This is a genomic window from Streptomyces bauhiniae (genome assembly GCF_004784475.1).
Classification (GTDB): Bacteria; Actinomycetota; Actinomycetes; order Streptomycetales; family Streptomycetaceae; genus Streptomyces; species Streptomyces seoulensis.
Map to the genome: position 1 here is coordinate 746,307 of NZ_SRRT01000001.1, position 13,574 is coordinate 759,880.

Genomic DNA, 13,574 nt, shown 5'->3' on the forward strand with positions numbered 1-13,574 from the left:
GGAGGGCTACTCGTCGTCCTCGTCGTCCAGCCGCGCCAGCCACGTGGCCAGGCGTTCCACCGGGACCTCGAAGTCGGGGTTCAGGTCGACGAACGTACGCAGTTGCTCGGCGAGCCACTCGAAGGTGACCTCTTCCTCGCCGCGCCGCTTCTCCAGTTCTTCGATGCCTCGGTCGGTGAAGTACATGGATGACGCTCCGTCGGTCTGTGCAGGGGTAGGGCCGGTCCCGGGCGGGAAGAACCCTCATTCGCGGACGTGACCGCGAGGGGAGAGGGCGCCGCCTGTTCCGGCTGGGGAGCCGGGAGAGGACAGGAAAAGCATAGGCAGCCGCCGGGCGAGGTGGGCAGCCGGTGCCGAGGGGCGCCGGTCACGGCCGGTGACGGGGGACGAGCGGGGAGAGGACGGGGGTCCGATGAACGGGGACTCGACGCGGGTCGCGCGGATCGAGCTGCCGGACGGTACGCCGGTGTGGGCGCGGATCTCGGGCGCGGAGGAGCTGTCGTACACCGACACCGGCTTCCACGAGCGGGTGGAGGCCAGCGTGGAGAGCCTGCACTCGCTGATCACCGGGGTCGCGCGCTCGCTCTCCGGCCCGCTGAGCGCGGTACGGCCCGACGAGGTCAGCGTCGAGTTCGGCATCGAGCTGACCGCGAAGGCCGGCAAGGTCGTCGGCCTCCTCGCGGACGGCGAGGCCAAGGCGGCGCTGACGGTCACCCTGACGTGGAACGGGGGGCCACCGGAACCGGGGGCGGGCCTCGCGCTGGGCGGCGATGGCCCGGTGCCCGTCGGTGGAGGCGAGCCGGGCGGCCCGACCTCCGGCCCTCACCCGCCTTCCGGCCCCCACCCGCACCCCGCCCCCCACACGCCCTCACCCCCTCCCTCCGCCCCCCAACCCTCCCCGACCCCCCGGCCCGAAGCGTCGCTCGGTGTGTGGGGGCATACGGGATGAGCGTGGGGTACGGCGGGGGCGCATCGGAGGGGGGCGGTGCTGCGGAGCTTGCGCTGCGTGACCTCGTTCTGGGGGCCACCGTGCGCATTCATCGCGCGGGGGCCGGGTATGCCCACGACGAGCCCGCAGGCTTCCTCGGCAGTGGTTTCTTCGTCGCGCCGAACTGGGTTCTGACCTGCGCACACGTGGTTCACGCCGGGGAGGGGGGCGAGGTCACCGTGGTGTACCGCAACAGCCCCTACGACGATCCGCGCCCGGTGCCCGGGCGCGTCGCCGCGATGCTCCCCGAGCAGACCGGGCGCCCGGTACCGGGGAGTTGGCCCGCGCCCGACCTCGCCCTGGTCCGGCTGCGCGAACCGGTCGGCCACACCTGTGTGTACGTGTCCGAGCGTCCCAACCCGCACTTCGGCGGCACCCGGGTGTTCTACGCGGGCTGGACCGCCCCCAGGGGCAGGCTCCAGATCCTGGACGGCTCGCTCACCGTGCAGGGCACCATCAGCGCCTGGTCGCCGGAGGAACAGGTCCGGCTCGGGCAGAACGACCTCCCCTCCGGCGTCTCCGGCGGACCCGTGGTCGACCCCGTACGCGGCGAGGTCGTCGGCGTGCTCAAGTCCCGCGCGGACCACGGAGGCGGCGGCACCTCGATCGGCGTGGAACGGCTGCGCACGCTGCGGCTGCCCGTCGAGGGCGACGACGTCTACCAGTCCGTCTTCCACGCCCACGACCGCTACCACCGCGACCGTCAGCAGAGCGCCGACTCGCCCGACCCCACCTGGGCCGACATCCAGGGCGAACTCGGCGCCCGCCCCGGCCGCACCCTCACTCCGCAGCAGCGGAGCGAGCTGCTCGGGCTGCTCGCCGACCTGCCCCCGCCGGTCAGCACGCGCGGCCTGCTCGACGTACTCCGGGCGCTGCCCGACTTCCGCGTACCGTCGCTCGTACCCGCCCCGCGCGGCTGGCGTGACGGGCTCGGGCTGCTCTACGAACACGCCCGGCAGGACGGCGCGTTGAAGCTGGTGCTCGACTACGCGATGGGCGTGCTGTCCGCCGAACGCCCGCCCGCCCCCAGCGCGTTGGCCGCCGAACGCGCCCTGTGGGAGTGGGTACGGCACACCGCGACCGGCCTGGACAGCGGTTACCGGCACACCCTCGCCCAGCGGCGCACCGAGCTGCTCGGCCGGACCCAAGTGGCGGACCGGCAGGCCGCGTTCAAAAACACGGGCCGGGGCACGGCGGTACTGGAGCCGGTACGCCCGCCGCTCACCGCCCACCCCGAGCCCTCCGTACTGCTGGTGGTGCTGCGCCGGGGCTGGGAGCCGGACCACTGCGACTGGTCGGTCTCCGTCGGCAGCGGCACCGATCAGGAGCCGGCCCGGCTGTACGAGGGCGAACGCGCCCCGCTGGACGGCCTGGCCGGCCACGTGGCCGCGCCCCTCGCCGAGGCGTTCCGGCACTGCGACGAACCCGGCCGGCCCGCCACCCTGTACGCGGCCCTGCCGCACCTGCACCTCAGCCTGCCCGTGGACGACTGGCGCCTCGCCCCCGACGCCCTCCCGCTCGGTGCCGAACGCCCGGTCCTGGTCCGCTGCTCGGACCGCGACCAGCTCCCCGACGAGGCTCCGGCCTGGGAGGCGTACGAGGACCCGGACGCCGAACGCCGGGACCGCTGGCGGCGGTTGCGTCCGCGCCCGGCGCATGCCGAGGTGCTGGACTGCGACGACGGCGTGCGCAGACCCGTACCCGACACGGCGGCGCTGCGCGGGCTCGGGCCGCAGACCGTGCCGGTGCTGTGCCGTCCCGGCGATCCGCACTCGACGGACGGTCCTGCCGCGCTCGGCCGGGTGCTGCGGGCCGGGTTCGGGGTGGTGCTGTGGCGACGGCGGCCGGACGGCGTGTGCGGGGAGTTCCACCGGGGCGTGAAGACGGCCGTGGACGACGGCGAGGGCGCTCTGGCCCTGCCCGGCGTGCTGCACCGGCTGCGCGAGCAGGTGTACGCCGGGCTCACCGAGGCGTACTGGGCGCACGGCGCGACCCTGCTGTACGACGACCCGCACCGCCCCCTGCCCGGCACCGGAGACCTGCTGGAGGCCCCGTGATCCGGCGCCCCGGTTCCTCCCTGATCCCCTTACCAGGCGTCCGGCGGCTCGATACCGTGAGGATCGCCCCGCCCCCGGCGACGAGCGACGAGGACCGGACATGACCGAATCCAGTGAGTGGCTCATCTACCGAGGCGCCGGGGAACCCCACGACGGGATGAGCCGGCTGCCCCCGCCCCCGCCCTGGCGCGACTTCTCCGCACGCGGTGCCGAGACCGCCCAGGAGGAGCCGGACGGTGACGGCTCCCGTGACCGCAGGCTCGGCGCGCACCGGCACCTGGCCGAGCTGCACCGGCCCGGCGCCGAGGAGCTTGAGATGATCAACGCGGCGCTGTATCTGCGCCGCCCGCTCCTGGTCACCGGCAGCCCCGGCGCGGGCAAGAGCACCCTCGCGCACTCGGTGGCGTACGAGCTGGGGCTCGGCGAGGTGCTGCGCTGGTCCATCGTCAGCCGTTCGGCCCTCCAGGACGGGCTCTACCACTACGACGCCATCGCCCGGCTCCAGGATGTGCAGATCGCCGCGCAGGGCGGGTACGGCAGCGCGGCCGGGAGCCCCGGTTCCGTCGAGGCGATCGGCGGCTACATCCGGCTCGGCCCGCTCGGCACCGCCCTGCTGCCCTCGGACATCCCGCGCGTGCTGCTCATCGACGAACTCGACAAGAGCGACATCGACCTGCCCAACGACCTGCTGAACGTGCTGGAGGAGGGCGAGTTCGAGATACCCGAGCTGCGCCGCCTGGCCGACCGGCTGCCCGACGGCGAGGCCGAGGTGCTCACCGCCGACGGCACCAAGGTCCGGGTGCGCGACGGCCGGGTGCGCTGCACCTCGTTCCCCTTCGTGGTGCTCACCAGCAACGGCGAACGGGACTTCCCCGCCCCCCTGATGCGCCGCTGCATCCACCTGGAGCTGGGCCGCCCCGACCACAACCGGCTCGCCACCTTCGTCCGCGCCCACCTCGGGGACGAGGCCGCGCGGGCCGGTGACGATCTCATCGCCCGCTTCCTGGAGCGCTCGCGCAGTGAACTCCTTGCCACTGACCAGTTGTTGAACGCCCTCTACCTCACCGACGCGGCCGCCCCGCCGAGCCGGGAGCGCCTGGCCGATCTGCTCATCCAGCGACTCGACCGCCCGAGGTGAGGGGCCGATGCCCGACGCACCGGCACGACACGGCCCCGACACCCCCGACCCGCTCGCCGAACTCGTGCTCCAGTTGCGGGGGGCCGGTCTCGAACCGGACGTCGAGGGGCTGAGCGACGCCCTGTGGCTGGCCCGGTGGACGGGCGAACGCGAGCCGAGCGGCGCGGTCGAACGGGCCCGTGAGGAGCCGACACCCCCGCCCGTCTCCCCGCCCAAGCCCCAACTCCCGCCCCCGCCAAGGGAGCCCGAGGCCCTGACCCCCGGCCCCGACCGCAGCGTCCCCCTCTACCCGGCGCCCCGCGACGGCCAGACCCGCGTCGGACCCGGCACCCGCCTCACCGCACTCCCGGTCGGCGTGCCCACCGCCCCCGCGCTGCCCTCCACCCTCGAACTCCAGCGCGCCCTCAGGCCCTTGCAGGCGTACCGCAGCGCCGCGCCCCCGCTCCGCCGCGAGCTGGACGAGACCGCGACCGCCGAACTCAGTGCCCAGGCGGGCGGATTGATCCTCCCCGTGTACCGCGAGGTGCGGCGCGGGGACGCCCGGCTGCAACTGGTGCTGGACGCCGCCCCCTCGATGCGGGTGTGGGACCGGCTCTTCGCCGAACTGGAAGAGGTCTTCGCGCAGTTGGGTGCCTTCGGGGACATCCGGATCGCGCATCTGCACACCGGGCCCGACGGCGAGGCCACGGTCAGCGCCAGTGCCGATCCGCGCGGGGCGCCGCAGCACACCGTGGACCGGCTCAGCGACCCCACCGGGCGCCGGATCACCCTGCTGGTCAGCGACTGCGCGGGCCCGCTCTGGCGGTCCGGCGGGGCGCACCGGCTGCTGCACCGGCTGGCCCGGCTCGCCCCCGTCGCCGTACTCCAGCCGCTCCCGCAGCGCCTGTGGAGCCGGACCCGGCTGCCGGTCACGTACGGCGAGCTGACCCGTGGCGACACCCCGGGCGGCACCGCGCTGCGCGTCCGCACCCCCGACGGCGCGCCCCTCGTACCGCCGCCCGGTGTACTGCCCGTACCGGTGCTGCCGCCCGAACCCGTGGCGCTCGGGGCGTGGGCGCGGCTGCTCGCCGGGGCCGGTGCCGGGCCGGTGCCCGGCGCGGTGGGCTGGGTGCGGGCCGACCAGCAGCCCGTGCCGCAGGCGAGAGCGGGGCGCAGGCCGACGCCGGTGGAGCGGGTCAGCCGGTTCCGCTCCGCCGCCTCACCGGCCGCCGGACGCCTCGCCGTCTACCTCGCCGCCGCCCCGCTCTGCCTGCCGGTGATGCGGCTGGTGCAGCGCACCATGCTGCCCGGCTCGGGCCCCGCCGAACTCGCCGAGGTGCTGCTCGGCGGCCTGGTCCGGCGGGCGGGGGAGGACCACGGGCCGGACGCCGGGCAGTGGTACGAGATGGAGGCGGAGGTGCGGGAGGCGCTGCTGTCCACGCTCGGCCGGGACGAGGCCCTGCTCGTCCTCAAGCACTGCTCGGAGTACATCGAGCAGCGCTTCGGCAAGGGCGGCGCCAACTTCCCGGCCCTCGCCCTCGCCCAGCTCGGCGGCGCCGCCCACCCGGCGCGCGGGGACGAAACCCCGGTCGAATCCCGCCTGTTCGGCGCGTACCCCGGTGACAGCGGCGACGCCACCCTCGTCCCGCAGCCCTTCGCCGAGGTCGCCGCGCGAGTACTGGAACGGTTCATGCCGCTGCCGGAACAGTTCCGGCTCTACGGCACCCGGCCCGGCACCGCCGCCGGGCCCCGGCCCACGCATCCGGCGGTGGTCCGCGCCCGCACGCTGCTCGCCCGGTTCGACGCCGACGGCATGGTGCAGGACGTGATCGACGCCGTACAACTGCTGCGCGGCGCCACCGAGAACGAGCGGCCCGCCGGGGCCGATCCGGAGCTGTGGGCCGAGTACGCGCACGCCACGCTCCGGCTGTGGGAGGTGCAGGGCGGGCCGGCGCTGCTGGCCGAGGCGGAGGCCGCCGCCGAGCGGGCCGTGGCACATCCGCACGCCCAGCGGGAGCGGGCCGCGCTGGCGCGGGTGCTGCGCGCGGGCGCCACCGACCGCAGACGGCGCGGCGACCGGCCCGCCGCGCTGGACCTGCTGCGCCGCGCCGACCGGGAGTACGCCGTCGCCTGCGCCGCCCCCGACCTGGAGCCCGCGCAGGCGCTGCGGCTGACCCTGGAGCGGGTCGGCGCGCTGGAGGCGCAGTGGCGGCTCGGCGGGGACAGCGCGCTGCTCCAGGGCGCGGTCGGCATGCTGGAGGCGTTCGCCGACTTCTGGCCCGACCGAGGACACCGCCCGCCCGAACTGCCCCTCGCCCACGGCAGACTCCTGCTCCGCCTGGCCGACGCCACCAACGACCCCGTACAGCAGCGGGGTTACGCGGCACAGGCGGCCGGCTCGCTCCGTGACGCGCTGGCGGCAGGGGAGGACGGGGGGCGCGAACTCGTGCTCATCCGGCTCGACTTGGTGGACGCCCTCCTGCGTTCCGGCGGTGACCTCGCCGAGGCCCAGGAACGCGTCGACGCCGCGCTCGCCACGACCACCGGACGCGCCCTGCGCGCCCAACTCCATGTCCGCACGGGCCGGATCGGGGTCGCCCGGTACGCCGACACGGGCGACCCGCGCGAACTCCGGGACGCGGCCGAGGCGTTCGCCCGCGCCGCCGCCGACACCTCCAGAGAGGCCGCCGAATACCCCGACGTCCTCGCCGAGTGGGGTGAGGTACTCCTGCGCCGGGCCGACGCCGAGAGCGGGGAGCGGGCCTGGGAGGCCCTCGCCCACGCGATCCGCGTCCTGCGGGACTGCCGCCGCGAGACCCACACCGGCAGCCCGCACACCGCGCACCGCCTGCTGATGCTGGGCCGCGCCCTGATCCGGCGCTACCGGCTGCGCGGCGACCGGGTGGACCTGCGCGAGGCGGAGCATCTCTTCGGGCTGGCCGCGGCCGAGGCGGACGACCCGCTGCTGGCCGCGCGCTGCTCGCTGGAGCTGGGACAGGCGCAGTACGAGGCGTACCGGAGCCTGGCCCGGCCGACCCGGCTGGACGACGCGGTGGACGCCTTCCGGGCGGCGGCCGAGTCGGCGCGGGAGGCCGAGGCGGCGGCCGAGTCGGACCGCGACCGCCGGATCGCCGTCGAACTGGGCGCGCAGGCGCACCACTGGCGGGGTATGTCCTATGAGGCGGCCACCCGGCCGCGCGCGGCCCGCGACGCGTACCGCGCGGCCCGCGCCGAGTGGGCGCGGCTGCCCGAGGACAGCCTCGGCACCGGCGCCCCCACCGCCGAGGACACCGCCGGCCGGCTCGCCGGACTCGGCTGACCCGCACCACACCGAAGGGCACCACGGGAGGCAGCGATGACCAGCGCGCGGGACGAGACACCCGTACCGGAGCACGGCGAGCCACTGCCCGACCTGCTCACCCTCGACCTGGAGGACCTGCGCACCCTGGACCACCCCGTGCTGCGCGAGGTCCTGGACACCCTCACCGAACGGGCGCGAAGGCCCGCCGAGATGCTCTGGGGCTTCAACAACTGCCTCTGATCCGCACGCTCTTGGTCACCCGACGGCGGAAACCGGCAACATCCGCCGCCTTGCGTTTGACTGCGGGCCGCGACCGGGAACGCCCCCGAACACACGGGCGAACGAGCCGCGCCCGCATCGCGGTACGGGGGTACGGGATGTCCGGGACGAGCGCCGCCCCGACGCGGGCGCGACCGCGCCCCTTCCGCCAGTTCATCGTCAAGGCGCACGGCCGCTGCAACCTCGCCTGCCGCTACTGCTACCTCTACGAGGGCCCCGACCACACCTGGCGCACCCGCCCCGCCGCCGCCCCCGCCGAGGTGCTCGACCGCACCGCCGACCGCATCGCCCGGCACGCCCGCGACCACGCCCTGACCGCGCTCTCCCTCGTCCTGCACGGCGGCGAACCCCTGCTGGCCGGCGCGGACACCCTGGCGCGCTTCACCGACACCGTCCGCGCCCGCGTACCCGAGGGCTGCGCCGTGCACGCCACCGTGCAGACCAACGCCACCCTGCTCACCCATGACCGGGTGGCCGTCCTCGCCCGGCACGGCATCCGCGTCGGCATCAGCCTCGACGGCGGGAACGCCGCCCTCAACCACCGGCGCGTCGACCATGCCGGACGCCCCTCCTGGGCCGCCGCCGAGCGCGGCGCCCGCCTGGTCGCCGACCACTTCCCCGAGGCGTACGCGGGCATCCTCACCGTGGCCGACCCCACCACCGACCCCGTCGGGACGTACGAGTCCCTGCTCGCCCTCCGCCCGCCCGCGCTCGACCTGCTGCTGCCCCACGGCAACTGGTCGGCCCCGCCCCCGCATGCGGGCGAGTACGGCGACTGGCTGTGCCGCGTCTTCGACCGCTGGTGGTCGGCCGGGCGGCGCGAGACGCGGGTACGGCTCTTCGAGGAGTGCCTCGCCCTGCTGCTCGGCCTGCCCGCCGCCACCGAGTCCCTGGGGCTCGCCCCCTTCGACGCCGTGGTCATCGAGACCGACGGCTCCATCGAACAGGTCGACTCGCTGAAGTCGGCGTACGACGGCGCCGCCCAGACCGGGCTCGACGTGTTCCGGCACGACTTCGACCAGGCCCTCGCCCACCCCGGCGTCGCCACCCGGCAGGCCGGGCTCGCGGGGCTGGCCGGACGCTGCCGGGCCTGCCCGCTGGTCGCGGTGTGCGGGGGCGGGCACTACGCGCACCGGTACCGCGCCGGAGGCGGCTTCGCCAACCCGTCGGTGTACTGCGCCGACCTCCAGCGCTTCATCCGGCACGTGGCGGCGCGGCTCGCCGAGGAAGGAGGCACCCCGTGACGGCACCGCCGGCCCACGCCCTCGACGAACTCAGCCACACCGGGGGCGGCCCCGACACCCTCGCCCTCCTCGTCCGCGACCAGGACACCCGGCGCATGCTGCTGCTGCGCGCCGTCCTGGACGCCGCCGAGGGGGCCGACCCCGCCGACTGCCCGCCCGCCGCGAAGCGCCGGCTGCGCGAGGACTGGGCCCTGCTGGCCGAGGCCGACCGCGCCGCCGACGGACCCCGCTCGCCCGCCCGGACCCGGCTCACCTACCCCTTCACCGGGCCCTGGGCCCGCCGCTGCCTGACCGCGCTGACCACACCCGACGGCACCGGCGAACTCCCGCTGGAACTGGCCTACTTCAGCGCCCTCGCCGCAGCCGCCGCCGCCCGCGCCGGCCTGCCGTTCGCCACCGAACTCACCGCCCGCGACGGCCTGCTCTGCCTGCCCTCCCTCGGTGTCCTGCGCACCGGACGGTCCGGCTCCGCCGCCATCGAGGTGCGGCACAAGAACGGCCGCCTGACCCTGCGCCGACGCGGAGCCTCCGACGTCCACGTCCGGCTGGAGCAGGGCGTGGGCGCCTGGTCCGGCGCCCCCGCCTGGACCCCGGCCCACGCCCTGCCCGGCCTGCTGCCCGGCGCCGCCCCGGTCCCGCTGGACGACCTCGACCCGTACCGCACCCCGCCCCGCGACCCCGGACGGTTCGCGTTCAGCGGGCCCAGCGGGCCCGACCACGCCGAGCGCAAGCGCTGGCTGCAGGCGTGGTCCGGCACCGCGCAGGCGCTGCGCACCGGCGGCGAACAGCGGCTCACCGAGACCCTCGCCTTGCTGCGCTGCCTCGTCCCGCTCGCGCCCCCGCCCGGCTCGGACGGCCGGGGCAGCTCCAGCGGCACCCGGCGGGAGGCGTTCGGCGCGCTGCTCAGCACCACCCCCGCCACCCCGACCGCGCTGGCCGCCACCCTCGTCCACGAGATGCAGCACACCAAACTCGCCGCCCTCGGCGAACTGGTGGAACTCCACCGCGCCGGACCCGAGGCCCGCTACTTCGCCCCCTGGCGCCCCGACCCGCGCCCCTACGACGGGCTGCTGCACGGCACCTACGCCCATCTCGCGCTGGCCGGCCACTTCCAGCGCACCGCGCTCGCCGAGCCCGCCCGCCGCGAGGCCGCCTGGGCCGAACACGCCCGCTACCACGCCCAGGTCGCCGCCGCCCTGCCCGCGCTCGTCGCCTCACCCGACCTCACCCCGGCCGGACGCCGCTTCGTCGACGGCATGGCCGCCGCCCACGAACGGCTCTCCGCCCGCCCCGCACCACGGGGGCACACGGCGCGCGCGCAGGCGTACGTCAAGGCGGTACGCACCCTCTGGGCGCAGCGACAGCCCCCCACGCCGCCGATCCCGAACGGGTGAAATGCCGACTTCGCACCCCCCGCTGCGCGAAGATCGGCCCACCGAGGCGTTCGGCTCCGGCGGTCGCCGTACTCCCCAGGGCCGCGCCGAGGTTCTACGATTTCCTGTCTACGTGCTGGAGGCCGCCGCATGTCTGAATCCCGTACGCCGGCACCGAGCGGGAACGGAACCGCGAGGCAGACCGTCACCATCAGCTTCGCCGGGTTCAACCGCGCCTGGGCCGCCTGGATCGGGGACCGGCTGGAGCGGCGCGGCCTCCGCGTGGTCTACCTGCGCTGGGACGCGCCCCCGGACCAGCCCCTCACCGACCTGCTGCGCGACCTCACCCTCGCCGAGGGCCGCACCCTGATCGTGGTCAGCGAGTGGTACTTCCAGCTCGGCCCGCGCACCCACGACGAGTGGAACGCGGCCCTGCGCGAAGTGGTGGGGGCCGATCCGGGCCGGTTCGCCGCCGTCTCCGTCACCAACGCGCCGCTGCCCTCCGCCGTCGCCGCGCTCGCCCCCGTCGACCTCACCAACATGGGCGCCGACGAGGCCGAACGGCGCCTGCTGGACCGCCTCGACCTGCCCCACGACACCCGCCCGGCCGGCGACCCGGCCCGCCCCGCGCCCCGCTTCCCGGCCGCCATGCCCGACGTGTGGGGCGGGGTGCCGCGCCGCAACACCCGCTTCACCGGCCGCGAACCGCTGCTCAACGACGCCTACCACCTGCTCCAGGGCAGCGACCCCGGCGCGGGCGTCCTCACCCTGCACGGCATGTCCGGCGTCGGCAAGACCCAGCTCGCCGCCGAGTACGTCTACCGCTTCGGCTCCGAGTACGACGTGGTGTGGTGGGTCAACGCCGAGAAACGCGTCAGCTACCGCCGCCTCCTCGCCGAACTCGCCCCCAAACTCGGCCTGTCCACCGGCGCCGAGTACGGCGAGCGGCTCCGCGCCGTCCGGGACGCGCTGCGCCGGGGCACCCCGTACTCCCGCTGGCTGCTCGTGCTGGACGGCGCCGACGAACCCGACCAGATCTGGGACCTCGTGCCCACCGGCCCCGGCCACGTCCTCATCACCTCCCGCAACCCCGAGTGGGGCGAGCACAACAGCAAGCTGCTCGAAGTCCCCGTCTACGGCCGTGACGAGTCGGTCGCCTTCATCCGCCGCCGCGCGCCCCGGCTCACGGAACCCGACGCCGACCAGCTCGCCCAGGCACTGGAGGACCTGCCGCTGCTGCTCGACCAGACCGCGGGCTGGCTCAACGACTCCGACCTCTCGGTGGAGGAGTACATCGCCCTGCTGGACGGCGGGATCGACCAGGACGTGGTCAAGGTGTCCGCGGACTTCCCGCTCGCCTTCCAGACGGCCTGGTCGATACTGCTGAACAAGCTCCGCGAGACCGTCCCCGAGTCCGTCGACCTGCTGCGGCTGTGCACCTTCTTCGCCCCCGGCTTCATCCCGGTCCGGCTGCTGAAGGAGATGAACCACGACGACCTGCCCGAACAGCTCGCCGGGCTGCTGGACGACCCGCTGCTGTGGAACAAGGCCGTCAACCAGCTCCGCCAGTACTCCGTGGTCCGGCTGGAGTCGCACGAGGCCATGCTGGACGAGGCCGTCGCCTCCGGCGAGTCGGTGTACCTGCACCGGATGGTCCACCAGATCGTGCACAAGGACATGCCCGAGGCCGACCGGAAAGAGTTCATCGAGGTGGTCCGCCGCGCCCTCGCCGAGGCCGACCCCGGCCGCCCCACCGACACCCGCAACTGGGACGCGTACGCCGAGATCGTCCCGCACCTGAAGTACGCCGACGTGCTGCGCAGCAAGGACCGCCGGGTGCAGGGGCTGGTGCTCAACTGCCTGCGGTACATGCTGTTCGCGGGGGAGTACACCGCCGGCGTCAACCTCGGCGGGCGCGCCCTCGCCACCTGGCGCGAGCTGCTCGGCGCGTCCCACCCGCGCGTCTGGGAGGTGACGTACCACTACGCCAACCTGCTGCGCTCGGCCGGCCGCTTCCAGGAGACCGAGGCCATCGACCGGGCCGCCCGCGAGCAACTCCTCGCCGAACGCGGCGAGCACGACCTCGACCACCTCAGGATGGCCGGCGGACTCGCCGCCGACCTGCGCGAACTCGGCCAGTACGACGCCGCGCTGGAACTCGACGAATGGCTCTACCCCACCTACCGCGAGCTGTTCGGCGAGCACGATTCGCGCACCCTCAACGCCCAGAACAACCTCGGCTTCACCCTGCGCCTCCTCGGCCGCTACGAAGAGGCCCGAGGCTTCGACACCCGCACCCTGGAGGCCCGCCGCCAGCTCCTCAAGGGGCGCCACCCCTGGACCCTGTTCTCCGAGGTCTCCTACGCGGTCGACCTGCGCCTGCTGGGCCGCTACGCCGAGGCCGAGTCCATCCAGGCCAAGAACGTCCGCGAGTACCGCATCGTCATGGGCCCGGACAACCAGAACACCCTGCGCGCCGAGCACAACCTCGCCCTGTGCCGGCTGCGCGGCGGCGACCGGGCCGGGGCGGGCGAACTGCTCACCCGCGTCCTGGAGGGGCTGGAGCGCAAGCTCGGGGACAGCCACACGCACACCCTGGCCGCCGCCGTCAGCCAGAGCTGCTTCGCCCGCGAGCACGGCGACATCGACCAGGCCCGCGAGGCCAGCGAATCCGTCCTCGCGCGCTACGAACTGCTGCTGCCCGAGGGCCACCCCTTCATCATCGGCGCCCGCGCCAACCACGCGCTGGTGCTGCGCAGCGTCGGCGAACGCGACCACGCCCACGTACTGAGCGAGCAGAGCCTCGCCGACATGACCGCCGCGCTGGGGGAGACGCACCCGTACGCGCTGGGCTGCGCCGTCAACGCGGCCGCGCTGCGCAACCTGGTCGGGGACACCGAGGCCGCCGCCGACCTCAGCCGGCTCACCATCCTGCGCGCCACCGACACCCTCGGCCGCACCCACCCCCTCACCCTGACCGCGCGGGTCGCCTACGCGGCCGACCTGCGGGCCCTGCGCGACCGCCAGCAGGCGGAGAAGGTCGAGCAGGAGGCCCTGGCCGACCTCGTCGCCACCCTCGGCCCCCAGCACGTCCACACCATCTCCGCCCGCTCCCGCAACCGCCCGTACTGGGACTTCGAGCCGCAGGCGAGCTGAGAGCACGGAAAAGGCCCGGCCCCCCGGATCAGATCCAGGGGGCCGGGCCCTTGTGCATC

General features: G+C 75.1%; 9 protein-coding genes. 8 read left to right on the forward strand and 1 reads right to left on the reverse strand.

Features of this window, described 5'->3' with window-relative positions; all coding sequences use genetic code 11:
- Positions 1–6: 6 nt before the first annotated feature.
- Entirely contained in the window at positions 7–186 is a 180-nt protein-coding gene (locus E5083_RS03590; protein WP_003992906.1) for a DUF6104 family protein, read from the reverse strand.
- A 226-nt stretch (positions 187–412) separates the two neighbouring features.
- On the opposite strand from E5083_RS03590, the gene E5083_RS31625 reads away from it, so the two are divergent.
- The 8 genes from E5083_RS31625 (at position 413) to fxsT (ending at position 13,515) form a co-directional block, all read left to right on the forward strand.
- Entirely contained in the window at positions 413–949 is a 537-nt protein-coding gene (locus tag E5083_RS31625) for a CU044_2847 family protein (RefSeq protein ID WP_244317362.1), read from the forward strand.
- 80 nt (positions 950–1,029) lie between these two features.
- On the forward strand, positions 1,030–3,045 hold the full coding sequence (locus E5083_RS03600; protein ID WP_341869856.1) for a VMAP-C domain-containing protein: 2,016 nt from the start codon (positions 1,030–1,032) through the stop codon (positions 3,043–3,045).
- 100 nt (positions 3,046–3,145) lie between these two features.
- Positions 3,146–4,183: an AAA family ATPase gene (locus E5083_RS03605; protein ID WP_135784098.1), complete on the forward strand. Its 1,038-nt coding sequence runs from the start codon at positions 3,146–3,148 to the stop codon at positions 4,181–4,183.
- A 7-nt stretch (positions 4,184–4,190) separates the two neighbouring features.
- Entirely contained in the window at positions 4,191–7,481 is a 3,291-nt protein-coding gene (locus E5083_RS03610) for an SAV_2336 N-terminal domain-related protein (RefSeq protein WP_135784099.1), read from the forward strand.
- Positions 7,482–7,517: 36 nt separating this feature from the next.
- The gene (gene fxsA, locus E5083_RS03615) at positions 7,518–7,703 is read left to right on the forward strand and encodes an FxSxx-COOH cyclophane-containing RiPP peptide (RefSeq protein WP_135784100.1); all 186 of its coding nucleotides are present in this window, start codon (positions 7,518–7,520) and stop codon (positions 7,701–7,703) included.
- A 137-nt stretch (positions 7,704–7,840) separates the two neighbouring features.
- Positions 7,841–8,986, forward strand: coding sequence for an FxsB family cyclophane-forming radical SAM/SPASM peptide maturase (locus E5083_RS03620; RefSeq protein ID WP_135784101.1), 1,146 nt, complete (start codon positions 7,841–7,843; stop codon positions 8,984–8,986).
- Positions 8,983–10,380 (forward strand): aKG-HExxH-type peptide beta-hydroxylase, encoded by a 1,398-nt coding sequence (locus E5083_RS03625; RefSeq protein WP_135784102.1) that lies wholly within the window; start codon positions 8,983–8,985, stop codon positions 10,378–10,380. The genes E5083_RS03620 and E5083_RS03625 overlap by 4 nt, the downstream gene beginning before the upstream one ends.
- 129 nt (positions 10,381–10,509) lie before the next feature.
- Positions 10,510–13,515: an FxSxx-COOH system tetratricopeptide repeat protein gene (gene fxsT, locus E5083_RS03630; protein WP_135784103.1), complete on the forward strand. Its 3,006-nt coding sequence runs from the start codon at positions 10,510–10,512 to the stop codon at positions 13,513–13,515.
- Positions 13,516–13,574: the final 59 nt, after the last annotated feature.

What these genes read in the sequence shown, in the direction of transcription:
- E5083_RS03590 (WP_003992906.1), bottom strand. Translation starts at nt 186, where the DNA reads ATGTACTTCACCGACCGAGGCATCGAAGAACTGGAGAAGCGGCGCGGC.
- E5083_RS31625 (WP_244317362.1), top strand. Translation starts at nt 413, where the DNA reads ATGAACGGGGACTCGACGCGGGTCGCGCGGATCGAGCTGCCGGACGGT.
- E5083_RS03605 (WP_135784098.1), top strand. Translation starts at nt 3,146, where the DNA reads ATGACCGAATCCAGTGAGTGGCTCATCTACCGAGGCGCCGGGGAACCC.
- E5083_RS03610 (WP_135784099.1), top strand. Translation starts at nt 4,191, where the DNA reads ATGCCCGACGCACCGGCACGACACGGCCCCGACACCCCCGACCCGCTC.
- fxsA (WP_135784100.1), top strand. Translation starts at nt 7,518, where the DNA reads ATGACCAGCGCGCGGGACGAGACACCCGTACCGGAGCACGGCGAGCCA.
- E5083_RS03620 (WP_135784101.1), top strand. Translation starts at nt 7,841, where the DNA reads ATGTCCGGGACGAGCGCCGCCCCGACGCGGGCGCGACCGCGCCCCTTC.
- fxsT (WP_135784103.1), top strand. Translation starts at nt 10,510, where the DNA reads ATGTCTGAATCCCGTACGCCGGCACCGAGCGGGAACGGAACCGCGAGG.